Source organism: Bacillus sp. GW823-FHT06A10 (assembly GCF_058795375.1).
Genome location: NZ_JBXAHT010000002.1, coordinates 731,757 through 756,488, shown reverse-complemented (window position 1 = coordinate 756,488; position 24,732 = coordinate 731,757). Strand labels below are relative to the sequence as shown.

The following is a 24,732-nucleotide window of genomic DNA, read 5'->3' as shown; positions in this document are numbered from 1 at the left end:
GACATGTTTATATATGATGCGTATAATGTAAGAGCAACTGTACATAGAAAGGAGATAACAGCATGATTAAAATGTTTGTAAGTGATATCGATGGTACAATGATGCAACACGGAGGTCTTATTGATGAACAAGATGTTGCGGCACTACGCAGCCTCGCCGAGCAAAATGTTATTCTTTGCTTCGCTTCCGGAAGACTTGATAATGAAATTGCAGACTTAATGAAAGCTGTAAATACAAATTTTCATCGTATTAGTGTAAATGGTGTTTTTGTATATACACATGAAAATAAACAACTATTATCTGCAACTTTTGATTCCAGCATACTTCCCGATTTGTTAGCTATGACGAATGAAAATCCTTATTTCCGTTATGTAAGTGATGAGCATAATTATTACATTGAAGAGAAAACACCTTTTATTCAAGAACTTGAACAACAAGTAACAATGACTTCTGTTGAAGAACCAAACTTACTACAGAAGATTGATGATACAATTTTCCCAAATAAAATTTCTGTCGGTGGAACAAAGGAGAGCTTACAACTCCTTCAAAAAAAAATTGATGAAAAATTCCACGGGAAAGTTAGTACTTTCATCTCAGCAGAACAATGTTTAGATGTAATGCCACCGAATGTTAGTAAAGGCTCTGCCATTTCTGTTTTATTAAATGAGTTTCAAATAAAACCTGAGGAAATTGCTTGTATAGGGGATTCTTACAATGATATTCCTATGTTTTCTTTAACTCCTCACAGTTTTGCTATGTCGCAAGCAGATGATGCAGTAAAAAAACACGCTCACTATGTAGTAAATCACGTCAAAGATGCTGTTAACCACGTAATTGCTCATAATAAAAATACGACTCATTCCTTATAAGGATGAGTCGTATTTTTATTTCTTTACATGTTATCCATTTTCATTTCGACTGTACTTCACAAACTGAAATATACTATTTGTTACGTGCGATATTCGTAATAAATTTATAACGATCTCCACGATAAATACATTTCACGTACTCTAGCGGTATCTCACCTTCTGAATATGACCATTGACGCATTACAAGTACAGGCGCCTTTTTAGGAATATGCAGATGTTCAGCTTCATTTTCCGTCGCAACAGAAGCTTCAATTGACTGAGTAGCGCTAACAAGTTTAAAGCCCAGTTTTTTCTCTAAATGTTCATATAAAGATTGTTGCAATATCTCTTCGTTAATATCTTTTACAAGAGCTGGCGACAAATATGTCGTCTCAAAAGCAATCGGTTCATCATCAGCTAAGCGAATACGCCTCACTTCATAAACCGATTCCCCCTCCTGTATTCTCAACCGGTCTGCTATTTTAGCAGTAGCTGGAACTAGGCGGAAACTAAGTAATTGACTACTTGGGTTCATTCCACGAGAAATCATATCTTCTGTGAATCCCGTCATTCCTTGCAATTTTTGTTCCACTTTCGGAAGTTGGACAAATGTTCCAATTCCACGCTTCCGATATAAATAGCCTTGTTCCACTAAATTATTAATCGCCTGTCTGATTGTCATACGACTCACTTCGAACTTATCACAAAGTTCATTCTCAGATGGGATTTTATCTCCCGGCTTCCATTCGCCGTCCTCAATTAGCTGTTTCACCCACTCTTGAATCTGATAATAGATCGGAAATGGTGAATACTTGTCGATGTTCATCAGCAATCGCCTCACTGCATAAAGATAGAGCTTCTTGATCTGCGATTACGGTTACATTCGGATGACGTTGTAAAACTGTAGCCGGACACTCTTCACTATATTCACCTTGCAATAATTCTTTAACAGCTTCTGCCTTTTTAGAACCCATAGCAACAAGTAGAACTTGTTTCGCTTTCATAATGCTTCCAATTCCCATTGTAATCGCATGAGTTGGCACATCTTCTTCTTTTTCGAAGAAGCGAAGGTTTGCTTGGCGTGTAGATTCTGTTAATTCAACAATGTTCGTTGGAGAATTAAACGGTGTTCCTGGCTCATTAAATCCGATGTGACCGTTTTCACCGATTCCAAGAATCTGTAGGTCAACTGGGTTAGCAGTTAGAATGCCCTCGTAACGTTTGCACTCTTCCTCTAAATCACTTGCCATCCCGTTTGGTACATAAGTTTGTTTAAATGGAAGATGATCAAACAACTGTTCTTGCATGAAATAGTGATAGCTGTTTTTATCTTCATGTGGTAAATTTACGTACTCATCTAAGTTTACAGTGGTTACACGGCTTGTATCAAGTTTATTTTTTCGCATTTCTGCATAAATACCTAATGGAGAGCTTCCTGTAGCCATTCCTAATGTTGGATTTTCTTTTGTTTTTACAACTTCTTCAATTAATTTATAACCTGCTTCGGCTAGTTCTTCTGGAGTTTTTACAACAAGAATATTCATTTAATTACTTCCCTTCCTTCATATGAATTCCTAAACGAACCGTATCATATACATGTAAATCTTCATTCATCACAACAAAGTCTGCATCTTTTCCTACTGCTAATGCACCTTTATTATTTAATCCAAACTCTTCTGCTTGGTTAACTGATGTCATCAGTACTGCATCTTCGATTGAACAACCCGTAAATTCAATTACATTTCGGAAAGCTTGATCCATTTTTAGAATACTACCAGCTAACGTTCCATCTTCTAATCGAGCACTACCATCTTTTACATGTACTGGCTGTCCGCCAAGCTCATATAATCCATCTTCAAGACCTTTTGCGCGCATTGCGTCAGTAATAACACTTACTTTTTTCGGTCCTTTTAACTTATATGCTAATTTCACCATATCAGGGTGAATATGAATACCATCTGTAATTACTTCAACCATTACATCTGGATTTAATAACACATGACCAACAACTCCTGGTTCACGGTGATGTAATCCACGCATTTGATTGTATAAATGTGTCGCATGTGTAATCTTTCTATTTTTTAGTTGCGCATCAATTGCATCTGTATGCCCCATTGTGCCCACTACACCAGTTTCAGCAAGATATTGTTCAAACTCTAATGCTCCCTCTTCTTCTGGTGCATATGTTACTAATTTAATTAAATTCCCACTTGCTTCTTGCCATTGTTTAAATTGCTCAATATTTGCAGGAACGATATGTTCAAGTGGTTGTGCACCTGCACGTTTCTTTGAAACATAAGGTCCTTCTAAGTGAATATATTCGAAATGCGCTCCTTTTTCTTTTGCTTCTTTCGCAGCAGTTAGCGCTGCTTCAATTGCCTCTGGAGCTTGTGTCATTGTTGTCGGGAAGTAAGTTGTAACCCCTTCTTTTAACATTTCTTTACCTAGAGTTACTAACCCATCGCTATTTGCATCCATCGCATCAATATCGTATCCACCATGAATATGAACATCGATCATACCTGGAATTACAATCTTCCCTGTAGCATCAAAAACAGTTTCATTTTCTTGTGGTACATATTGAGCCATCAAACCAATTTCTTTAATGGTTTCTGCGTAACGGATAAATCCGTTTTCCACTATTTCTTGACCTGTGTAAATTTTGGCATTGATGACAATTTGCGTTTTCATTTTCATCGATCCTTTCCCATGAAATACCTACTTGTTATTATTACCTTATTCGCCTAGTTCCATCTTAATATATGCACGAGTAGTTGTCTATACATTCTAATGAAATTTCCTTTTTATTCAACAAAAAAGGAAATTTCTTACGTCCCTTATAATTATAATATATATTATTCATTTTTCCAAAAAGGGACAGTATCCACCCCTAATATAGAAATCACTTCAACAATGGCATTAACCCGCTAGACTCTAACATAACATGTTCACCATCTGTTTCTATTTCTACTGTACGTTTATTCGTTCTATATACCATTATACCGTGCCTTTTTAAGCGTTTTACTACACTTTGATGAGGATGTCCATACGGATTACTACTCCCGTAAGACAGAATAGCAAACTGCGGTTCCACTTTTTTTATAAACGTTTCACTTGTTGAAGTATACGAGCCGTGATGCCCCACTTTTAAAACATCTGCATGTACATCAAATTGTTTTAATATTTCATGTTCTGTCCGTACATCCGCGTCACCCATTAATAAAAAATCCGCTTTTCCATATCGCACCTTTAAAACAATTGAGGATTCATTATTTTCATCTTTTGATTTCCCATTGTTTAATACTTGTATAGAAACATGTGGATCCAGCGGTATATATTGCCCTTCCTTTACTGAAACGAAAGGTATCCCTCTTTTTTTAATATTATTCCGATATGTATGATAAGTAAGAGAACTATATGTTTTTCCGCTATCTAATATAAGCGATACCGGCATTTGCTCTACAATTGGAATTAGCCCCCCTATATGATCCATATCAGGATGGGTACTGACAATGACATCTAAATGATTAATCCCTTTCTCAATTAATTTCTGAATAATAACCTCTCCTGCTTCATAAGGTCCTCCATCAATTAACATTGTTTGTCCGTTTGGCATTATGATAAGTGTTGCATCACCTTGCCCCACTTTTAAAAAGCTCACTTTCATTTTACTAAGATGTTGCCGATGCATATGTAAAGGAGACGTAGTATGAATAGACATCATATACCTTTTAGCTGATGCGCTATTTAAAGAAAAACATAATAAAACAGAAACTAATAATAGAATAATCCGCATACCTCTCATAACTCGTCTCCTTTTTTCATTTAGTATGGCACTGTAAATAATTGATATACAAAAAAAGCTTAGCAAAATGCTAAGCTTTTATTTCGATATCTCTTGTAAGGAACCGAAGAATAAATCCGCTTCATTCATTTGTTCATTCTCTTCAGAAAGCGGCGGTAAATCATCTAATGTTTTCAATCCAAATGTGTCCAAAAATTCTTTTGTTGTTCCGTATAAAATAGGACGCCCTGGTCCTTCTGCTCTTCCCATTTCTTTTATAAGTAAATGTGAAACCAACGTTTGTAACGCCTTATCGGTTTTAACTCCTCTAATCTCTTCCATTTCAGTCCTTGTGATTGGTTGACGATATGCAACAATCGCTAACGTTTCAAGGGCAGCTTGTGAGAGTGAAGCAGCTGTTGGTGTATCTATTAATTTTTGATAATATGAAGCATGTTCTTTCTTTGTAGCAAAACGATATACTTTTGCATACTGTACAATTTGCAAACCACGGTTTGTACCTTCACATTCTTGTTGCATTTCTTCTAAAATATTAATTACTTCATTCATTTCAATTTCAAGAACTTTCGCTATTTGTTCTGGATAAATCCCTTCATCACCAGAAACAAATAAAAGGCCTTCAATAATTGACTTTTGTTCTTTCCTATCCATTTCACGAGCTCCTTCCTTCTATTTTCCCATAAAAATACACATCAAAAAACCGAATCACAATCAATGCGTTCGGTTCAATATTTCTTCTCTTGTTCCAAACGATACATTAAAACATAACATGAGATAAAGTGTTTCTATCCCAATTTCATATACTTGCTCTATGCAGATTTATTAGAGCTTGATACGAAAATTTCATCAAAATTATGTTCTTGCTCAATTATGATTTGTTGATTTTTCATAAGTTCCAGAACTGCTAAAAATGTTACAACCATTATTTCACGTTCATCATCAACAAACAAATCATGAAAACTTTGGCGACCACCCTTTATTTTTAACTGCTTTAAAATATCAGTCATTCGCTGTTCAATTGGTATTTCTTGACGAGTAATACGTGTTGTTACAGGTTTTTTTGCCTTTTTACGGCGCATTAATTTTTGAAATGCCGCTAGCATATCATATAACGTAACATCAAGAGGCAAGCTTGTCTCTTCTTCTTGTTGCAACGATGTAAAGTCAATTGGTGGACGTGTATATAGCTGTGCTCTTTCTTGTTCTCTTTCTTTTAACTCAGTAGCAACTTGCTTATATTTCTTATATTCAATTAACCTCTCCATCAATTCTTGACGAGGATCATCTATAAAATCATCACCGTTATCAAGTACATCTTCTTCATGTTTCGGCAACAACATTTTACTTTTAATTTGTAATAACGTTGCGGCCATTACTAAATACTCACTTGCAACATCTAATTGCAGTTCTTTCATCGTATGCACATAAGATAAATATTGCTCTGTAATATCTGCTACAGGAATATTATATATATCAATTTCATAACGATGTATTAAATGTAACAATAGATCTAAAGGCCCTTCAAAAGCCTCTACTTTAAAATTATATTGCACAAAGCATCCCACCACATTTTTTCTATAACAACATAAGTATAGAGCATACTCATGTTCTATCCAACCTTTTTAAGAAATTTAATTAAAAATAGACCGATGCCTATGTCATCATGCCCACCACTTCATATGATAACAGTGTAGTAAGAACAATGTAGGAGGTCAAAAAACTATGGGTCACGTTGATTGTGGTTTTAGCGGTGGGTTCGCATTACTTGTTGTACTGTTTATTTTGCTAATTATTGTAGGAGCAGCTTGCTTCTGCTAATATGAACAATAACGGCTAGGGGGAAATCTCCTAGTCGTTTATTGTTCATATTTCTATGATACACTTATATGTATAACCGTTAGATAGGGGCGAGAAAACATGTATCCTACCGAATACATACAATTTTTAATTCATTTCCAAGGAGATTACGACTATTTTGAATGCCACGAAATACTAGAAGAGTACTGGAAGACAAAACCAAGAGGAAATCGTGATCATTACTTAGTTGGTCTCATTCAAATTGCAGTTTCTTTATACCACCAAAGACGTGCTAACTGGAATGGTTCCACAAAAATGATGAAAAGCGCAATCACAATTTTAGAAAAAAGCGGTGTGTCTTTACAACGTTTAGGAATTAATCAAGTACAACTTCTTTCCTTGCTCAATGAAAGATTGCAATCTATCCATAAAAAAGAACGTTTTGTACCTTTATTTTTACCCTTATCAGATCCATTGTTAGAGAAGCAGTGCATAGAGTTATGCAAAAAACAAAACCTCTCTTGGAAAGACTTGAATGCTATTCCAAGTGAATATATTATACACAAGCACACTTTGCGTGATCGCACAGAGGTCATTACTGAACGAAACGAACAATTACAAAAAAGAAAGCAGAGATAATAAACTACTTATCCCTGCTTTCACGAATGTATATTTTGTTCTAGCCCTTTACATTTTTCGCAAAAACTTGCTGTTTGCTCATTTCCGCAAATTGTAAACTCAAGAAATTTACTCTTTAACTCTTGAACCATCTTCGTTCCAATCCCCACATGACGGTGAGACGGATTTACACTTAAATGCTGAATTTCTAATACTTGATTCTCTTTTTTTACAATCCCCATTATTCCAACAAAATCTTCATTTTCTTTCCACAAGTACAATTGCCAATCATCTTTTGCTTCATATTCTTTCATTGTCAATTGTAATGTTTTCAAATCTTTTTCAGTTGGCATAAACGAAAGAAGCCCCATTGCGATTTTTTCATAACTTTTTTTAAAACGAATTAACATAACCCTTATCCCTTCTCACAAAAGTTACAAACTAGTAATCCCCTCAATCACTCTTTTCATATCACATTCATTTTACAATATTTTCAACAGAGTGAGAAGAGTCTAAAACAACTTGATAATCATACAAAGCGAAAAGAAGAAAGTCAAATCTATGTTTCAGCACTATTCCTTTAATAAATAGAGTGAAAAAAAGAAAATTTTATATAGAATGAAAAGAAACATATCATTCAACATCACTTCATTCATAGTTACCCTAAAGCAGCACAATTCTAGCAAAATTAATATAACAAAAAATATTTGTTGAAACATATAATGTAATGTATTCTATGTAATTTGTTAAAGGTTTGTTCTCACAAGCAATATATTTTAGCAACAATACTACTTGTATGATGCTGTAGAAGAAGTACTCAATCTCATTAAAAATAAAAAAGAGAGCAAAAGCTCTCTTTTCCCTTATCTTATTCTTCCCAAACTTTAACTTCTTTCATTACATCGCCTTGACGCATTTTTAATACTGTTTCAATACCGCTTGTTGCTTTACCAAATACAGTATGAACGCCATCTAAATGTGGCTGTGGCTCATGAACAACAAAGAATTGGCTACCTCCTGTGTTACGGCCAGCGTGAGCCATAGAAAGTGATCCTACAAGGTGTCTATGAGGGTTTCCATCAGTTTCACATGGAATAGAGTAACCTGGACCACCAGCACCTGTACCTGTTGGGTCTCCACCTTGGCTTACGAAGCCAGGAATAACACGGTGGAATGTAACACCGTCATAAAATCCTTGCTCTGCTAATTTTTTAAAATTTTCTACTGTTTTTGGCGCTTCTTCTGGGAAAAATTCCAATTCGATTTTTTCACCGTTTTCCATTAATATGTATCCTAAAGTTTTCATATGTATATGTCTCCTTTCAACTATCTCAGCACTATATTACCACATTCATGACTAGAAACAAAAAGAATCCGACAATCTAGATACTTCTTTTTTGAAATGTGGAAAAAGCTAGGTGACAAATAAGAAATATATACTATAATAACTTTGTTGCCCGAAAATTTTAGAAAGAGAAAGGGAGCGGTTTTTCGTGAAAACGAAATTATTAGCTCTGCTATTAGCTGTAACGGTATTTATAATGCCAACAGCTTCATTTGCAGACATCATCGAGGGAGAATCAATTGTTACACTAGGAGAGAACTTATCCGAACAACAAAAACAAGATCTGTTAAAAGAAATGAAAGCACCGAAAGATGCTACAATTATCACTGTATCTAATGCGGAAGAACATAAATTTCTAGAAGGCATTGTTCCAAAAGCACAAATTGGTACGAGAGCAATTTCTTCTTCTATGATTACATACACAAAACCAGGATCTGGTCTTATTGTACGATCAAAGAACATTAACTGGGTAACAGATGCAATGTACACTAACGCTTTGATTACAGCAGGTGTAAAAGATGCAGAAATTCAAATTACTGCACCTTTTAAAGTTTCAGGAACTGCAGCTTTAACTGGATTAATGAAAGCATATGAAACTGCGTCCAATAAACCAATTCCGGAAGAAGTTAAAAAAGTAGCGAATGAAGAAATGGTACAAACAGCCCAGCTTGGTGATAAAATTGGTGAAGAAAAAGCAGTTCAACTTGTTGCAAAAATTAAAGAAGAAATTGCAAAAGAACAGCCAAAAACAACAGAAGATTTACGTTCATTAATTAAAAAAATTGCTGATCAACTCGGCATTACATTAACAGATGAACAATTAGATAACCTAGTAGCGTTATTTGATAAAATGAAGAATCTTAATATCGATTGGAATCAAGTTGGTAGTCAATTAAACAAAGCAAAAGAACACGTTTCTGCCTTTTTAGGATCTGAAGAAGGACAAAGTTTTCTAGATAAAGTGAAAGATTTCTTCTCAAGTATCATTGATTTTGTTAAATCTTTATTCAAGTAAAAAAGAAGCCCGCCAGTGATGGGCTTCTTTTTTATACAAGTAACGGTAATTTCATAACAGCCTCTTCAACCGAACGCACTATATGATTTGCTTTCTCCTTTACATATGGATGGGCATGATGAAGAGTAAATGAATGCGGGGTTACTTCAAACATAGAAATATCATTGAAAGAATCTCCAATACAAGCAACTTCATTTGCTTCAATTTGCAAATGGTCCATTAGTCGTTTTAGAGCACTCCCCTTACTCACGCCTCTTGGCATAATATCAACATAGCGTTTACCTGATATAAAAACTTCCGCTTCGCCTTGAAACGTATCTCGTAGCTCTTGATCTAATGTCACAATTTTCTCTTCTTCTCCAAAAACAAACAATTTTGCAGGGTGTACAGTCTTACCAAACTCTTCTTCTAACGCTTCAATTTCGGCGATATGCACGCCCATATACGCTTCAAAATTATGGTGATGTTCATTTTTCCTTTTTGTATATCGTTGCTCATTTGCACAAACAATATCCGCTAGTCCTTTTTTATGTATATATCGATATATTTCCTGGGCAACCGTATTTTCAAAACTCGATTCATGAAATAAATTCCCATCTGGAAGTAACATTGTCGCTCCATTTAAGCCAGTTATGTAATATGGGAATGAAAACCTTTTTACAACTTCATCAATTCTGTGTGTAAAGCGGCCAGAGGCAAAACAAATATTTGTCCCTTTCTCAGCTAACCAACACAGCGCACGTTCATCTTCTTTTTGCATATGATTCACATCGTAAACGAGCGTGTCATCTAAATCACTTACAAATAATTTAATCATGTACTCTTCCCCTTCCATACACAATATCTACTCTAAGTGTACACAAAAAATGTTTGATTTTTGTTAAAAAACAATAAATTTTTACTAAAAAAAATAAACGGGTGTATAATCCCGTTTATTTTTGTCTTTTTACATTTTGAGGTCTTACAATACTTGGTCGTACTTTTAAACTAGACATCGTTGGACGGAGTAAAATTTTTGTTAACGCGCCCCAATCAAATGGTAAAAACGGCCATAAATAAGGTGTTTGTAAACTTTTTATAGACGTTAAAAATAAAATTAATATCGTCATACCAATTACAAATCCCATCTCATGGAAGAGACCTGTTAAAATAATAACAAACAATTTCCCAACCTTATTCCCTAATCCTAATTCATAACTCGGTGTTGCATATGCACCAATCATCGAAACCGCTACATACAAAATTACTTCTGGCACAAACAAACCTACATCAATTGCAATTTGACCAATTAATATGGCGGAAATCAACCCTGCCGCAGACGATAATGGGGTTGGAGTATGAATAGCAGCCATCCTTAAAAACTCAAGTCCGACCTCTGCCATTAACACCTGTAATAGGATTGGTAAATGCGTCATCTTAGTCGGTCCAATAAAAGCAAGATTTGCTGGTAAAAGAGTTGGATCAAATACAAACACTAACCAAAATGGTAATAAAAATAACGAGAATATAACACCTAAAAAGCGCACCCAGCGTAAAAATGTACCGACAGCTGGATTTTGTCTAAACTCTTCTGCGTGCTGTAAATGATGAAAATATGTTGTCGGTGTAATCATAGCACTTGGTGATGTGTCAACGAGTACTAACACATGTCCTTCTAGTAGATGATTTGCTGCTACATCTGGCCTTTCTGTATATCGAATAAGCGGGAATGGGTTATAACTTTGCTTTACAACAAATTCTTCTACTGTTTTATCCGCCATCGTAATTCCATCTACATCGATGTTATTTAATTCTTGTTTTATAATCTTTACTAAATCTGGATTTGCAACATCTTGAACGTATGTAATACAAATATCCGTTTGTGATCTATCTCCTACTCGAACCATTTCATTTCGAAGTCGTGGATCTCGAATTCTCCTACGAATTAACGCTGTATTTACAACGATATTTTCAACAAATCCATCCCTCGCACCGCGTACTACCTTTTCGGTATCTGGTTCTGTCGGTGTTCGCCCTGGATAACTACGAACATCGATCGCGAACGCTTCCGTTTCCCCTTCCACAAATATCACAATGAGCCCTGATAATACTTGGAGCATTACCTCATCCATCGTTTTCACTTTGCTTACTTGTTGATGGATTAAGCGATTCTCTAAAAGCTTCACTGTATCTTCTTCTACATCCCTTATCTCATTTGTATCCACCGCTTCTTCTAAAATAGGGATAATATAATTTGTATCACAAAGTCCGTTTACAAATAACACACCGATTTCTTTATTCAAAATTTGAAATTTACGAATGCCAACATCGTATGTAACGCCTAGTCCAACTGTCTGCTTTAAATAATTTTCATTATCACTTATGAAAGTTGATATAGGGATATCCACTTTTTTAGGCTTCGTCATAAAAACCACTCCTTTCCAAAATTAATTGAATCGCTTTTCTAGTAATAGGTGATCCCCTCTCCCATTCATCATTCCCGCACATCTTACCAATGTCACCGACTCCAACGATGACAGGAACATTCAAGTCATCTAAACAATAAATTGTATCTCCGCTAATTCTGCCAATTTCACCATCTGGAAGTCCAAATTTATCAACACCGTACTCGGTTAAATTTCCGTTCCGATCTACACTTACATCTACACGTGCCCATTCCCAATGATGCGTATTAGACGCTACCGCTAAAATACCGAGCACATCAATTTGTTTATGGGTAGCTACATATTTTAAAGCCTTTTCACCAGATCCTTCTCCAATAAATCCACTGTCATCAAACATGACAAATACAGGGTCATATGGCGTTTGCATAATAAGCTCAACAACTTTTTTCCCTGTCAATTTGGTTGGATTACTTTGTGATGCTGAAATACACCTTCCCCCAAATTCCTTTGTTAAAAGCTCAATTGTCCGCTTTGCATATTCATCTCCATCTGTGACCAAAACAACCCTTCGTCTCATTTGATTTATCCTTTCGGTTTACATATAAGTGCTATAAAAAACGAAAACAATATCGCTGCGGAAATGCCCGCAGACGTTAAACTAAACATGCCAATACCAATTCCTAAATATCCATGTTTTTCTGCTGCATGCATTGCTCCGTGCAATAGTGAATGTCCAAAACTTGTAATAGGGACTGTTGCTCCAGCACCTGCAAACTTTATTAGTTTATCGTACAATCCAAATCCATCTAAAATTGCTCCGATGACTACAAAAGTTGCCATTAAATGAGCTGGTGTTAACTTTGCGAAATCTAACAATAGTTGCCCAATTACACAAATAGCTCCACCTACAAGAAATGCATATATAAAATCCACAATTCACTCTCCTTTAACTCTCTCAAATACGACACCATGTGCAATTGTTGGGATCGTTTCTTTCTGTTGCATCATTATCGGGCTTAATAATGCGCCAGTGGCAACGACAAAAATTCGTTGTAAATTCCCTTTTTGCATCTCGTGTAATAAATGGCCATATGTGACAACTGCTGAACAAGCGCAACCACTACCACCTGCAAACACTTCTTCTTGACTTGATTCATAAATCATTAATCCGCAATCATTGTATATATGTCCAAGATCGTAACCTTCCTCAAGTAAAAGTTGTTTTGCAATCGGTGTCCCAACAGCTGATAAATCACCCGTAACAATCAAATCATAGTCATCGGCACTTCTTCTTAAATCTTCAAAATGCTGTTGAATTGTATGAGCTGCTGCTGGAGCCATCGCTGCCCCCATATCCAAAGGATTTGTGATTCCTAAATCTTGCACTTTTCCGATTGTAGCCGCCGTAATTTTAATTGCACTTTTTTCATTACTAATTAATATAGATCCTGCACCAGTCACAGTTGAATTTGCTGTCCCTGGTTTTTGCCCACCGTACTCTGTTGGATAGCGAAATTGTCTTTCAGCCGTTGCATTATGACTACTTACTGTAGCTAAGACACGATTTGCAAATCCACCGTCTATAAAAGCTGATCCAACTGCTAAAGTCTCCATAGACGTCGCACAGGCGCTAAACATTCCTAAAAAAGGAATGCCCCACTTACGCGCAACATAATTTGCTGTCACTGTTTGATTTAATAAATCTCCCGCTAAAAAGAAATCAATTTGCGATGTTTTTATATTCCCTTTTTGCACTGCTTGTTGAATTGAGTCTGACATTAATCTTCGTTCGGCGAGCTCCCAATTTTCCTCTCCACAATGCAAGTCATCATATGAAATATCAAAATCTTTTCCAAGAGGGCCCTCAGCTTCTTTCGGACCGACAGCAGTACCCGTTGCATTCACATATATATCGTTTTGAAATACCCACGTTTGTTTTCCGGTCAACCTCATACTAGCCCCTCCTTTAAGACATAAAAATTTTAAAGGTATACCTTATTAACCCAATGATATATGCACCAACAACCCCAAATACAATCACACTTCCTGCCAGTTTAAACATATTTGTCGCAATCCCTAGAACAATCCCTTCACTCTTATGTTCTAAGGCAGCGCTCGCCATAGAATTTGCAAATCCTGTTACCGGTACCGCTGATCCTGCTCCAGCAAATTGACCGATTTTATCATATATACCACATCCTGTTAAAATCGCGGATAATAAAACAAGCGTTGCAACAGTTGGGTTTCCTGCCTCTTGTTCACTGAAGTGAAAATAATGTATATAAAATTTCATCAATACTTCTCCAACTGTACAAATGAGTCCACCTACAAGAAATGCTTTGATACAATTTAGTAAATAGTTTGGCTTTGGATGATACTCCTTCACTTTATTTATGTAATCATCCTTCAATTTCTGACTTGTCATTTATATACTGCCTCCTACTTTACGAAATAAATCCAGTGAAACAACGAGCCTATTACTTTCCCAAGTACAAGAGCAACGAGTAAAACAATAATCTTCCCCTCTATCCCTACTCGTTTCGCTAAAATAGGTAGAACATTTAACACCTCTGTTAATGCCGCAGCGAGCATTCCAATGAACGTACCACAAAATAGCCCTAATATAACGAGCCAATATTGCGACGTTTGAAATGTAATGTTTTTCAAACTGCACCAAGCCCCTGTTAAAGTACCTGCAATGACTGCCCACTCAAAATATTGAATATGCTTTCCACTTCTCGTTAATTGAGCTAAACGGGGGATTATACCAAGTACAGCTAAAAATGCGACATATCCGCTACCTACCGCTATCCCTCCAGCTAAACCAATTAAAATAACAAATCCAGACTCAATCATCGGCAAGTTGTTTCATATTATCCTTGTTTTCATTAACGATTACATATTGATCAAGCGACTGTTGGTATTGAAACATCTCAACTTCTAACGGACTCGGCTCTTCATTAATTCGTTTTTGAAATACATGATTAAAGAATAGAACCATCCCTAAACCAAGACCTAAAGAATAAGGAATTTGAAATAAAAGTGGTTGTGCATTGAATTCTCCAGTAATCATGTAATATAACCGTTGATGTACTTGTTGCATACTTACATCCTCATGGAAATAAATGATTGCAAGAGCTGCTCCAATGAAAAGTAAAAGCCATACAAGCCCGAAAAAAATTGGGTGTGCCTTCTTTTTTTCGTATATAATTTCAACAAGAGTTTGTCCGGAACCGAGTAAATTAATTTGTACGTGAGATGCTTTCTGTTGAATAATCTCAATTACTTTCATAACATCAATTACAACATGCGTCTTATCATGCGCTGTTATTTTGTAAACTATCTCATTTTGTAACAACTCAACTACGGAAGAATCTCCGGCAAGTTGAGCAACATCGCCCAGCTTTACTTCATAAGTAGGAGAAACTTTTAAACGATTGCGCATTTTAATATAAATCGTTTGTTCCAACTTTCATTCACCCCTTCACTCTTCCTCGTAGTTGTAGTATGGTTATTGAATTTTTTTCTAATACAATTTTTTCATAAAAAAACATCTGCACCATTTTGGTACAGATGTTTTTTACTTATGCCTTTTTCTTAAATAAGTTTGCAATACTTAATGCAAGCCCTCCCCAAATGACTACTATTCCAATAACCATCATCATAATCGCTGATCCACTCATTATGAAACACCTCGATCTTTCCATTCTTTTTCAAGCTTGGCAGAATCCGAATGAATTTGTGCATCCCATTTTTTCAGGCCAATGATTATTGCAACTATGAGGAATGCTGCTGCTATCGACCAACCATACGTTACAACAAACTCAGTCGGATAATCTCCGTAGTTCTTTTTAATATTTTGGATTGTACCATCAATTAGCATATAGCCTAACATAAGCGGAGTAATAACGAGTAAACTCACTCTCCAAAACGTTCCTAATTTAATATCAGATACAAAGTTTGCATGATTTTGATAAACTGGTAAACGGCGTAAAATGAGCCCTATCGTAACTACTTCCGCAAGTGCAATTGTAATTAATCCGAAATTATTAGCGAAATAGTCGACAACATCTAAGAACATAAGTCCACCACGTGTTGCAAAAACAAGAGAAACTAACACGAGAAGGGTTCCCATAATTCCAATAGTTTTTTCCCGACTTAAACTGAATTTTTCAGATACAGCGGCAAAGCATACTTCCGCGAGTGAAATAAGTGATGTAATTCCAGCAACCGTTAACGATAAGAAAAATAAAACACCAAACAACGGTGACATCGGCAATTCATTAATAATTTGGGGAAATACTACGAACGCAAGCCCAACGCCAGCACTTGCTACTTTATCAACCGGTACTCCCATATTATTTGCCATAAATCCAAGAGCTGCAAAGACCCCAATACCTGCTAATAATTCAAATCCTGAGTTTGCAAATCCAGTAATAAAGGCATTATTTGTTGTATCCGAGTTTTTCGGTAAATAACTAGAATACGTAATCATAATTCCAAATGCTAAAGATAAACTAAAGAATATTTGACCGTAAGCAGCAAGCCATACTTTCCCATCAAAAATACGACTCCAATCTGGTTTAAAGAATGCATCTAGTCCTTGCATAGCACCTTCCATCGTCACTGCACGAACAACGATAATAAGGAACATAACAACTAATAAAGGAATAAATATACGGTTAACAACTTCGATTCCTTTTTTAACTCCTTTAAATGCAACGCCAAGCACAATAATCCAAACGAGAGCTAACGGAATTAATACTTCTGGTACAAGTCCTCCAAATTGTCCTGGCTTATCTGCAACATGTAAGTACTCTTTAAATAAAAATGATTGCGTGTCTTTTCCCCATGCTCCAGTAATTGCAAAGTATGTATACGATATAGACCAAGCAATAATCACTGCATAATATGTTGAAACGATAAATGTTACGCACATTTGCCACCATCCAATAAATTCTGCACGCGGGCTAATACGGAAAAATGTAAGTGGTGCTGAGCCACGATGACGATGACCAAGGGCAAACTCAAACGCTAACAATGAAATACCAGTCGTTAATAATGCAAATAAATACGGTAAAAAGAATGCTCCTCCTCCATTTTCATACGCTGTATAAGGAAAACGCCATATGTTTCCTAATCCAACGGCAGATCCGACCGCTGCGAAAATAAATCCAGCCCTCGTTCCCCATTGTTGCCTCGTTTCCATGTTTCCTTCCCCCTTTATGACAAGTTCATACTTGGATTATATTTTAAATTGACTAAATTATCAATAAATTCTGTTAATTTTTGCAAAAATTAACATCTCTCTCCTATTAACGGCATAAAAAGATCGAATAGACAATTATTCGTCTATTCGATCTTTCATCTGTTTTAATATTTTCTTTTCAAGTCTTGAAACTTGTACTTGCGAAATGCCTATGCGCTCGGCTACTTCTGACTGTGTTTGATCTTTATAGTAACGCAAGTATACAATTAAGCGCTCTCGTTCATCTAGTTCTCTGATCGCTTCTTTTAAAGCAATTTTATCGAACCATTTCGTTTCAGATTGATCTGCAATTTGATCTAAAATAGTGATTGGATCTCCATCGTTTTCATATACAGTTTCATGTATAGATGAAGGGGCCCGGCTCGCTTCTTGTGCTAGAACAACTTCCTCTGGCGTTAGTTCTAGTGCCTCTGCCACTTCATTAATCGTTGGAGCCCTTCCGAATTCTTTCGAAAGCTCATCTCTCATCTTTCGAATTTTGTTTCCTGTTTCTTTTAAAGACCTACTAACTTTCACTGATCCATCATCGCGTAAGAAACGTTGTATTTCACCAATAATCATTGGAACTGCATATGTTGAAAATTTCACGTCGAAAGATAAATCAAATTTATCTACCGATTTCAAGAGCCCAATACATCCAATTTGAAATAGGTCGTCTGGTTCGTATCCTCGATTAAGAAACCGCTGTACAACCGACCAAACGAGGCGCATATTACTTTGAACGATTGTATCTCTCGCTTGTTGATCTCCATCTTGACTTTTTTGAATTAACGCTTTTAGCTCGTGGTCCTTTAACTGAGGTTTCTTCTTCTCATTTTTGACCTCTATGTCCATAGGCTATTCTCCTTAATTGCATAGAGCGTTACTATTTGATAAGTATTTTGTCAAATGGATTGTTGTCCCGAAAGATTCGTTTGAAATAACTTCTACTTCATCCATAAAATTTTCCATGATAGTAAATCCCATTCCGGAACGCTCTAATTCAGGTTTAGTTGTAAAAAGGGGTTGTCTCGCTTCATCTAAGTTAAAGATTCCAATCCCTTCATCTCGAATCGTGAGTTTCACCATTGCTTCTTCCAAAATTACAGAAATATAAACAATACCTTCTGCATTTCCTTCGTATCCATGAATAATTGCATTTGTAACCGCTTCTGACACAACTGTTTTAATCTCCGTTAATTCTTCCATCGTTGGATCTAGTTGTGCAATGAAAGCCGCCACTGTAACGCGAGCGAATGATTCATTTTGACTTAATGCTGAAAATTGAAGGTTCATTTCATTTCTCATCTATGCCACCCCCAACGTCGCGAGCGCGTGCGCTTCACTTTCTTCTAAGCGAACGATTTTGAATAAGCCAGACATTTCAAATAAACGCTTAACAGGCGGTGAAATTGCACAAACAACCATTTCTCCACCTAATCCCTTTACGTGTTTATATCGGCCTAATATAACACCTAGACCAGAACTATCCATAAACGATAAGTTCTCTAGGCTCAAAACAATATGATGAACACCATGTGTCTCAATCATATCTGTTACTTTCGTTCGCAACTCTTCAGCCGTATGATGATCTAATTCACCCTCTAGTCTCACACATAGGACGTCACGTTTTACTTCTAATTGCATGGAAAGACTCACACGATTTCCTCCTTATGCTCAAACTTTACTTATTCACATACATAAAGATTTTCGTGATATAAAATAAGAATCCTTCCTGCTGACAAAAGAAGAACTATTTCGTCATAAAGTGAAACCTTTCAGCATTATTCACTTACATACGAATAGAAAAGCGGCAAAATATTTGCCGCTATTTTGATGTTGAAAACATCCCAAAACTTCTTTTAAATAACTCCCACCAGCTCGCTGCAGCAACATCTTCTTTTGCTATAATTGTTTGTTTTAATAAAACATCTTTATCTTTTTTTATAACAAGGGTGCCAAGCGCGTCACCTTTTTTAATCGGTGCTTTTACTTTCTTTTCAGCAATTACTTCTTGTTTTACCTTGTCCATATTCTCGCCCTTCTTCATAAGAAGAGAAACATTATCTGACGCAACTAAATCTACTTTTTCTTTTTTCCCTTTTCCTACTTGAACTGTCTTAATTTTTTCGCCGCGCGTATACAATTTCTTTGTCATATATTGTCCAAATGCATAGTCAAGAAGCTTTGTCACTTGGTTGTTCCGTTCTTTTGATGTTGGTGCTCCCATGACAACTGAAATGACACGCATACCATTTTTTTCAGCCGATGCTGTTAAACAATATTTCGCTTCTGTCGTAAAACCTGTTTTTACTCCATCTACGCCAGGATAAAAACGTACTAGTTTATTCGTATTAACGAGCCAAAACTTTTTATCCGTATCTTCACGTAAATAATCTTCGTACTTACCTGTGTATTTACGAATAAGTGGATACTTCATCAATTCTCTCGCCATTATAGCCATATCATTTGCTGTCGAATAATGGTCTTTGGCCGGAAGACCTGTTGGATTTTGAAAATGTGTATTTTTCAGCCCTAAATCTTTCGCCTTTTTGTTCATCATATTTACAAATCCTTCTTCTGAACCTGCGATGTGCTCGGCTACTGCAACAGATGCGTCATTTCCAGATGCAATTGCAATACCCTTTAACATCTCATTTACAGTCATCTCTTCCCCAGGTTCTAAAAAGATTTGCGATCCACCCATTGAAGCTGCATGTTCGCTTGCTCTAACTTTATCGGTCAGTTTTAGTTTTCCTTTTTCAACTTGTTCCATAATTAAAAGCATTGTCATAATCTTTGTCATACTAGCAGGTGGTAATTTTTCATTTGGGTTTTTATCAAATAAAACTTTACCTGTATCTTGCTCAATTACGATTGCTGACGACGCTTGTTCCGCTAACTTCGGCGTTGTTTCTTCTGTTTTCTCCTGCTTCGTTTTTTCAGATTGCGCAAAACTCACTGAAGTTCCAGAAAGCAATAATATGAAACAAACAAGTATTCCAAAAACTCGCTTCATGACTAACCCTCCATTCTATATCAGACCTATTTTTTCCAATTCTCCTTTTTTTAATACCAATTTTTTCTATTATTTTCAGTTGACAAATACATTCGTCCCCTATATTGTATTAAGTGTATTACACATAGTAGTACACTTAATACATATGAGGAAGGAGACATTGCTCTTGCATATTCAACTTGACCCAAGAAGCAACACTCCGATATGGGAACAAATTGTTCAAAATATAAAAGAACTCGTATTGAAAAACATGTTGGCTCCAAGTGATAAACTTCCTTCTGTACGCGAACTCGCTTCTTTACTCGTTATAAATCCAAATACAGTGAGTAAAGCGTATCAAGAGTTAGAGCGACAAGGAATTATTGAAACGTTACGAGGAAAAGGAACATTTGTATCCCAATCGATTACCCCAACATTAGACGAAAGGAAAATCGCTATGGTTGAAAAGCAATTTCATCAATTACTATTAGAAGCCTCTTATCTTGGTATTACGAAAGATAAAATTCATGATTGGATAGATTCATACTATAAAGAGATTGGAGGGAATACGAATGTTGAAAGTGACAAGCTTGAAGAAAACAATTGATAATCAAACAATTTTAGACGATGTTTCTTTCACATTACAAAAAGGTAGTATCGTCGGATTACTTGGAAGAAATGGTGCGGGGAAAACAACTTTATTACGAACGATAGTCGGCATTTTAGACCCCGATGAGGGAACTGTTACATATGAGGATATCGACATTCATAAGAATCCTGAAACGAAACAAAAAATCGTATATGTCCCGGATTCTACTAACATACTGAACGGTTATACAGTAAAAGAAATCGTGAAGTTTTATAAAGCAGTTTATACCGCATTTGATAAACCATATTTCTACGAACTACTAGAACGTTTCAACTTACCAAACAAACGAATTCGTAGTTATTCAAAAGGAATGAAGGCACTGCTTGCCATCATTTTAGCTGTTGCTGCACAGGCAGAATATATTATTTTAGATGAACCAACAAACGGACTTGATCCTATCGTTAAAAGACAGATTTTACAGTTTCTCGTTGGAGAAGTTGCAGAAAAAGAGATTACCATTTTCATATCTACCCATCATTTAGATGAAGTTGAACAAATTGCAGATACAATCATCATATTAAAAGGACATACCGTATCTTCTATTACATCACTAGACGATGCAAAATCACAATTTGCTAAAATTCAAGTTGCTTATGAACGATCATTACCTCAAAAACTAGAAAACTTAAGCAATATTAAAATATTAAATCAAACAGGAAAAGTATATACGATTTTAATTGAAGGAAATGTAGCTGTAACGCTTGAGAAGTTTTATAAAGAGCAACCTATACTCATTGAAGAATTAACAATGTCACTTGAAGATGTCTTCGTCACGACACTGGAGGAGGATGGGTATGTTTCATAAAGCGTTGTGGATGTGGAATTGGAAGCGCGGGAAATATGCTGTGTTACTCTTCTTCTTTAGTTCGCTTTATCTTCTATCTCTCGGATACTATAGAAGTGCTCAGATGGAACTCGATAAATATTACGAATTACAAGAAAAAGGGGAACAGTATTATTATTTTTATACCTTTTCTGCACGAGATGGTAATAGTTTTTGGTTAACTGTTCTTATCATTGCTTTAGCCTGCTTATTGATAGGATGGGAACGTAGCAACCAATCTAATACACTACTTATGACGATGCCATTTAAAAGAAAACATGTTTTCTTATCTAAATGGGCTTTCGGTTCCTTCTGTATTGTGAGCTCGTTACTTATAAATTGGATTATTATGTATGTTATTTATAGAACAACTATCCATTTTGATTATCAATCATTTAGTCCACTTCACCGATACTTTCTTTATGCGATAGTTTCTTATGTTGCAGTCTATACAGCTGCTCTATGTATCGGTACTTTTACTGGAAGTATTGTTTCACAGATCATTTTTTGCATTCCATGGCTACTAATGGGCCTTACATTTATTCCACTAGTGTACACTTTTACACTAAACCATTTAGAGGCTACCGATACTAAAAATAATAAATTAGATCAACAACTATATGAAATCAATCAAAAAACAAATATAGTTGTACCAATATATCGCTTTTCTATTGATTATAACTATCAGCCAGATTCTCGGAAGAGGGACAACGATCCAACTACTTTAAGAAATCCAGCATCTCACGTATATTATTCAGCCAAATCAATGTTAGTCCCTATTTTCTATACAATATTTTATTTACTACTTGGGACATATTTATATGTGCGTTCACCAAATGAAAATAGTCAAAGGATATTTATTTTCCAAAAACATTTAAAAATATGTATATGGGGGACAACCATTTACTTTTCATTACTAGGTGGCTATAAAATCAATCAATTTTATTTCTTACCTAACTACTATATCAGTTTGTTTCTCGCTGGAATCATTACTTATGTTGTATTATCACGCCTAACAAATTATAAAGTTTTTTAAAGGAGAGATCCTATGTTTCAAAAAGCACTATGGCTAAGAACGTATCAACAAAGTAAATATGTTGTATGGTTATTTTGGCTCGTCAGCTTCTATAGTTTGTCATATAAATACTATATGACTTCTATTCAACAGCAACACTTTCTAAATGACAATAAAAAATGGAACTATGTATATCATTATCACTTTGATTTAACACTTTTAGATCCTATCATGCTGTTAGGTAGCATACTGACCATTCTAGCTTGTACGTTAATTGGATGGGAAAGACAAAATAACGCTAGCGACTTGTTATGGTCTATGCCCTTTAAACGTTCACACCTTTATATAACAAAGTGGTTGTTTGGAATCTGTAATATCGCCGCTGTTGTCATTTTAAACTGGGGGCTATTTGCTATTATGAAAAGGTTGACTTTTCATAATAAATATCAAGTATTTTCACCGTTTCATAGTTACTTTATATATATGTTAATTGTATTAATCGCTATTTATACACTTGCCTTATGTATAGGAACAATCGCTGGAAATGTGATATCGCAAGGATTTCTTACTGCAGCTATATTAATCTTCCCAGCGTTACTTCCATCTCTAATATCAGGAGTCATTGCTGTTCACTCGAGTGCCGACTTTCATGAGAACAATGGCATTATACATGATGTTATGGAAAACATACGTATTTCTAGTCCAGCAGAAGATTTTACTATTAACTTTAATTATGATCCACAAAGCGCTTATACTGATCAAAATGGAGTACGTCATAACGAACCAAACTTTACAAAGATTCCGCCGGCAAAAACATTGATTGCACCTATTGCACATATACTTATTTTATTACCACTCGGTATTTATTTATATGCCCGTTCAATCAATGAGCGAAATGGTAACTATCTATTATATCCAAAGTTACAAAAGTTAGTAATGGCATGCGCTATTTTCTTTGGTGGGATCGTTGGAGGTTTAATACTAAGTCGCGCGCACTCATTGTCCAGCTTTTACATCGGATTTTTAATAACTAGTTTCATTACGTATTTCTTCCTACCTAAAATATTAAAATGGAAAGTCTCTTGGAATTTCAAATAAAATAACCTCCTCTCGATGAGGAGGTTATTTCACATTCTCTCTCCTATCCCCATACACCATCTCTTCTTTCATCCCAAATCCATCACCATTTTGCACAATTTGCTCTGTCGGTGCAACTACACTTTCGGCAATTTTCCATTCCCCACGCTCTTTTACGAATACTTGTAGAAAATAGTTCATGCCATCTAATTGATATGCATTTTCTTTTTTCACATTATAGTGAATCGCAATGTAGTACACTTGAATGTTTTCTTTCCCTATTTTTGATACGTATTGCGATAGTCTCGGTATATAAAGTGCTGCTTTCTGAAAAGATAGTTGCTTCGCTTTAACAAGCGATGAACTTGTTACATTACGTAATGTGTCCCGATTACGAATATTATCGCTATGGTGGAATAATACTGCGTTTTGCATAGAACGAACCCATAATTTTGAATATAAGACTGTATTATCGTTTTCGATGTACTTCACTTCTTTTCGCACCACTTGGATAGGCGTATCTGCGTACGTGAATGTTTGAAAACAGAAAAAACTACCAAATAAAATGGTAAGTGCAGCAATATATTTCATAATCTTTCCTCCGATCTTTTAATTAAAGTATCGGAGTTTCAAAATATTTTTATTCAAAAGAAAAAGGATAGGAGTGCTTTCGCTTCCTATCCTCATTTATTATAATACGCGGCCAAATAGTTCTAAGACCATTTCTATTTCTTGGTCGCTCCAACCTTTAAATCTCTCTTTATAATATTCTTTACGCACAGCTTCAAGTTTTTCAGTTACTTCTCTTCCGTGCTCTGTAATTTCTAAGTACACGATTCGACGATCTGAATTAGAACGTTTTCTTTCTACTAATCCTTTTCGTACGAGACGATCTGTAACAGCTGTAATATGACTGGAGGTTACGTTTACTTCACTCGCAATTTGCGAAGCCATCTGTGGACTGTTTAAAAATAACGCACGTAATACAGAAAATTCATTATATGGCATATGTTCTGCAAAACGTGTATTAATATCATTTTGTAATAAACGTATCATTTTTCGAAATGATGCAGATAAATCTAAAATCAGCGTTTCTCTTTTTTCGTTCAA

At 35.6% G+C, this 24,732-nt stretch carries 32 protein-coding genes; 8 read left to right on the top strand and 24 right to left on the bottom strand.

The features are described from left to right. Positions 1 to 62: 62 nt before the first annotated feature. Entirely contained in the window at positions 63 to 869 is an 807-nt protein-coding gene (locus AC1Q8M_RS18825; RefSeq protein WP_000594250.1) for a Cof-type HAD-IIB family hydrolase, read from the top strand. A gap of 73 nt (positions 870 to 942) precedes the next feature. Here the strand turns inward: AC1Q8M_RS18825 and AC1Q8M_RS18820 are convergent, their stop codons facing one another. The 6 genes from AC1Q8M_RS18820 to AC1Q8M_RS18795 all read right to left on the bottom strand — a co-directional run bounded on the left by AC1Q8M_RS18820 (position 943) and on the right by AC1Q8M_RS18795 (position 6,206). Beyond that, positions 943 to 1,674 carry a GntR family transcriptional regulator gene (locus AC1Q8M_RS18820; protein ID WP_014894892.1) on the bottom strand — a complete coding sequence of 244 codons (732 nt, stop codon included), beginning with the start codon at positions 1,672 to 1,674 and terminating at the stop codon, positions 943 to 945. Then, positions 1,604 to 2,392: a glucosamine-6-phosphate deaminase gene (nagB, locus tag AC1Q8M_RS18815; RefSeq protein ID WP_001024208.1), complete on the bottom strand. Its 789-nt coding sequence runs from the start codon at positions 2,390 to 2,392 to the stop codon at positions 1,604 to 1,606. Before nagB ends, AC1Q8M_RS18820 begins: the two co-directional genes overlap by 71 nt. 4 nt (positions 2,393 to 2,396) lie before the next feature. Beyond that, positions 2,397 to 3,539 carry an N-acetylglucosamine-6-phosphate deacetylase gene (nagA, locus tag AC1Q8M_RS18810; RefSeq protein WP_001987227.1) on the bottom strand — a complete coding sequence of 381 codons (1,143 nt, stop codon included), beginning with the start codon at positions 3,537 to 3,539 and terminating at the stop codon, positions 2,397 to 2,399. Positions 3,540 to 3,750: 211 nt separating this feature from the next. Next, the gene (locus AC1Q8M_RS18805; RefSeq protein WP_001214828.1) at positions 3,751 to 4,653 is read right to left on the bottom strand and encodes a ComEC/Rec2 family competence protein; all 903 of its coding nucleotides are present in this window, start codon (positions 4,651 to 4,653) and stop codon (positions 3,751 to 3,753) included. Positions 4,654 to 4,731: 78 nt separating this feature from the next. After that, positions 4,732 to 5,304 carry a segregation/condensation protein ScpB gene (gene scpB, locus AC1Q8M_RS18800; RefSeq protein WP_025118451.1) on the bottom strand — a complete coding sequence of 191 codons (573 nt, stop codon included), beginning with the start codon at positions 5,302 to 5,304 and terminating at the stop codon, positions 4,732 to 4,734. Positions 5,305 to 5,462: 158 nt separating this feature from the next. After that, positions 5,463 to 6,206, bottom strand: coding sequence for a segregation/condensation protein A (locus tag AC1Q8M_RS18795; protein ID WP_001199751.1), 744 nt, complete (start codon positions 6,204 to 6,206; stop codon positions 5,463 to 5,465). Positions 6,207 to 6,375: 169 nt separating this feature from the next. Between AC1Q8M_RS18795 and AC1Q8M_RS18790 the strand changes: the two genes are divergently transcribed. Continuing rightward, entirely contained in the window at positions 6,376 to 6,471 is a 96-nt protein-coding gene (locus AC1Q8M_RS18790) for a YjcZ family sporulation protein (protein ID WP_000510194.1), read from the top strand. 99 nt (positions 6,472 to 6,570) lie between these two features. Continuing rightward, positions 6,571 to 7,089, top strand: a complete 519-nt coding sequence (locus AC1Q8M_RS18785; protein ID WP_000283610.1) for a DUF309 domain-containing protein — start codon at positions 6,571 to 6,573, stop codon at positions 7,087 to 7,089. Positions 7,090 to 7,109: 20 nt separating this feature from the next. On the opposite strand, the gene ribT is transcribed toward AC1Q8M_RS18785, so the two are convergent. Both ribT and AC1Q8M_RS18775 read right to left on the bottom strand, forming a co-directional pair. Further along, the gene (gene ribT, locus AC1Q8M_RS18780; protein WP_025118450.1) at positions 7,110 to 7,478 is read right to left on the bottom strand and encodes a GNAT family N-acetyltransferase RibT; all 369 of its coding nucleotides are present in this window, start codon (positions 7,476 to 7,478) and stop codon (positions 7,110 to 7,112) included. Positions 7,479 to 7,936: 458 nt separating this feature from the next. After that, the gene (locus AC1Q8M_RS18775) at positions 7,937 to 8,374 is read right to left on the bottom strand and encodes a peptidylprolyl isomerase (RefSeq protein WP_016080395.1); all 438 of its coding nucleotides are present in this window, start codon (positions 8,372 to 8,374) and stop codon (positions 7,937 to 7,939) included. 187 nt (positions 8,375 to 8,561) lie between these two features. On the opposite strand from AC1Q8M_RS18775, the gene AC1Q8M_RS18770 reads away from it, so the two are divergent. Then, on the top strand, positions 8,562 to 9,428 hold the full coding sequence (locus AC1Q8M_RS18770) for a DUF1002 domain-containing protein (RefSeq protein WP_000850506.1): 867 nt from the start codon (positions 8,562 to 8,564) through the stop codon (positions 9,426 to 9,428). A 31-nt stretch (positions 9,429 to 9,459) separates the two neighbouring features. Here AC1Q8M_RS18770 and AC1Q8M_RS18765 read toward each other — a convergent pair whose 3' ends face one another. From AC1Q8M_RS18765 to dacF, 14 genes are all read right to left on the bottom strand, one after another. After that, complete coding sequence (locus tag AC1Q8M_RS18765) at positions 9,460 to 10,263, bottom strand: Cof-type HAD-IIB family hydrolase (protein WP_141505587.1); 804 nt, start codon at positions 10,261 to 10,263, stop codon at positions 9,460 to 9,462. A gap of 97 nt (positions 10,264 to 10,360) precedes the next feature. Continuing rightward, entirely contained in the window at positions 10,361 to 11,833 is a 1,473-nt protein-coding gene (gene spoVAF, locus AC1Q8M_RS18760; protein WP_000165595.1) for a spore germination protein SpoVAF, read from the bottom strand. Continuing rightward, on the bottom strand, positions 11,820 to 12,389 hold the full coding sequence (spoVAEA, locus tag AC1Q8M_RS18755; RefSeq protein ID WP_001254416.1) for a stage V sporulation protein SpoVABEA: 570 nt from the start codon (positions 12,387 to 12,389) through the stop codon (positions 11,820 to 11,822). Before spoVAEA ends, spoVAF begins: the two co-directional genes overlap by 14 nt. A 5-nt stretch (positions 12,390 to 12,394) precedes the next feature. Next, positions 12,395 to 12,745: a stage V sporulation protein AE gene (spoVAE, locus tag AC1Q8M_RS18750; protein WP_000345907.1), complete on the bottom strand. Its 351-nt coding sequence runs from the start codon at positions 12,743 to 12,745 to the stop codon at positions 12,395 to 12,397. Between the two features lie 3 nt (positions 12,746 to 12,748). Beyond that, positions 12,749 to 13,765, bottom strand: coding sequence for a stage V sporulation protein AD (spoVAD, locus tag AC1Q8M_RS18745; RefSeq protein WP_001241138.1), 1,017 nt, complete (start codon positions 13,763 to 13,765; stop codon positions 12,749 to 12,751). A 13-nt stretch (positions 13,766 to 13,778) separates the two neighbouring features. Further along, a complete protein-coding gene (gene spoVAC / locus AC1Q8M_RS18740) occupies positions 13,779 to 14,237 on the bottom strand; it encodes a stage V sporulation protein AC (RefSeq protein ID WP_098365733.1) in 459 nt (152 codons plus the stop codon). Positions 14,238 to 14,251: 14 nt separating this feature from the next. Continuing rightward, positions 14,252 to 14,668, bottom strand: a complete 417-nt coding sequence (gene spoVAB / locus AC1Q8M_RS18735) for a stage V sporulation protein SpoVAB (protein WP_043352414.1) — start codon at positions 14,666 to 14,668, stop codon at positions 14,252 to 14,254. Then, positions 14,661 to 15,281: a stage V sporulation protein AA gene (locus AC1Q8M_RS18730; protein ID WP_000438367.1), complete on the bottom strand. Its 621-nt coding sequence runs from the start codon at positions 15,279 to 15,281 to the stop codon at positions 14,661 to 14,663. Before AC1Q8M_RS18730 ends, spoVAB begins: the two co-directional genes overlap by 8 nt. A gap of 115 nt (positions 15,282 to 15,396) precedes the next feature. After that, positions 15,397 to 15,495 (bottom strand): methionine/alanine import family NSS transporter small subunit, encoded by a 99-nt coding sequence (locus AC1Q8M_RS18725; protein ID WP_000016826.1) that lies wholly within the window; start codon positions 15,493 to 15,495, stop codon positions 15,397 to 15,399. After that, the gene (locus tag AC1Q8M_RS18720; RefSeq protein ID WP_000450088.1) at positions 15,495 to 17,021 is read right to left on the bottom strand and encodes a sodium-dependent transporter; all 1,527 of its coding nucleotides are present in this window, start codon (positions 17,019 to 17,021) and stop codon (positions 15,495 to 15,497) included. The genes AC1Q8M_RS18725 and AC1Q8M_RS18720 overlap by 1 nt, the downstream gene beginning before the upstream one ends. 135 nt (positions 17,022 to 17,156) lie before the next feature. Continuing rightward, a complete protein-coding gene (gene sigF / locus AC1Q8M_RS18715) occupies positions 17,157 to 17,915 on the bottom strand; it encodes an RNA polymerase sporulation sigma factor SigF (RefSeq protein ID WP_000350729.1) in 759 nt (252 codons plus the stop codon). 12 nt (positions 17,916 to 17,927) lie between these two features. Next, positions 17,928 to 18,368, bottom strand: coding sequence for an anti-sigma F factor (spoIIAB, locus tag AC1Q8M_RS18710; RefSeq protein WP_001243398.1), 441 nt, complete (start codon positions 18,366 to 18,368; stop codon positions 17,928 to 17,930). Next, positions 18,369 to 18,719: an anti-sigma F factor antagonist gene (gene spoIIAA, locus AC1Q8M_RS18705; protein ID WP_000059135.1), complete on the bottom strand. Its 351-nt coding sequence runs from the start codon at positions 18,717 to 18,719 to the stop codon at positions 18,369 to 18,371. A 169-nt stretch (positions 18,720 to 18,888) separates the two neighbouring features. Further along, entirely contained in the window at positions 18,889 to 20,079 is a 1,191-nt protein-coding gene (gene dacF / locus AC1Q8M_RS18700; protein ID WP_000831976.1) for a serine-type D-Ala-D-Ala carboxypeptidase DacF, read from the bottom strand. Between the two features lie 166 nt (positions 20,080 to 20,245). On the opposite strand from dacF, the gene AC1Q8M_RS18695 reads away from it, so the two are divergent. The 4 genes from AC1Q8M_RS18695 to AC1Q8M_RS18680 are packed head-to-tail and all read left to right on the top strand — an operon-like array spanning position 20,246 to position 23,643. Next, positions 20,246 to 20,665 (top strand): GntR family transcriptional regulator, encoded by a 420-nt coding sequence (locus tag AC1Q8M_RS18695; RefSeq protein ID WP_000548028.1) that lies wholly within the window; start codon positions 20,246 to 20,248, stop codon positions 20,663 to 20,665. Next, the gene (locus AC1Q8M_RS18690) at positions 20,631 to 21,512 is read left to right on the top strand and encodes an ABC transporter ATP-binding protein (protein WP_098365734.1); all 882 of its coding nucleotides are present in this window, start codon (positions 20,631 to 20,633) and stop codon (positions 21,510 to 21,512) included. The genes AC1Q8M_RS18695 and AC1Q8M_RS18690 overlap by 35 nt, the downstream gene beginning before the upstream one ends. Then, positions 21,502 to 22,566 carry an ABC transporter permease gene (locus AC1Q8M_RS18685; protein WP_088065674.1) on the top strand — a complete coding sequence of 355 codons (1,065 nt, stop codon included), beginning with the start codon at positions 21,502 to 21,504 and terminating at the stop codon, positions 22,564 to 22,566. Before AC1Q8M_RS18690 ends, AC1Q8M_RS18685 begins: the two co-directional genes overlap by 11 nt. Positions 22,567 to 22,578: 12 nt before the next feature. Continuing rightward, a complete protein-coding gene (locus AC1Q8M_RS18680; protein WP_000486538.1) occupies positions 22,579 to 23,643 on the top strand; it encodes an ABC-2 transporter permease in 1,065 nt (354 codons plus the stop codon). Positions 23,644 to 23,667: 24 nt separating this feature from the next. On the opposite strand, the gene AC1Q8M_RS18675 is transcribed toward AC1Q8M_RS18680, so the two are convergent. Then, positions 23,668 to 24,213: a hypothetical protein gene (locus tag AC1Q8M_RS18675; protein WP_000873787.1), complete on the bottom strand. Its 546-nt coding sequence runs from the start codon at positions 24,211 to 24,213 to the stop codon at positions 23,668 to 23,670. Between the two features lie 99 nt (positions 24,214 to 24,312). After that, on the bottom strand, positions 24,313 to 24,732 hold the full coding sequence (locus AC1Q8M_RS18670) for a MarR family winged helix-turn-helix transcriptional regulator (protein ID WP_001003307.1): 420 nt from the start codon (positions 24,730 to 24,732) through the stop codon (positions 24,313 to 24,315).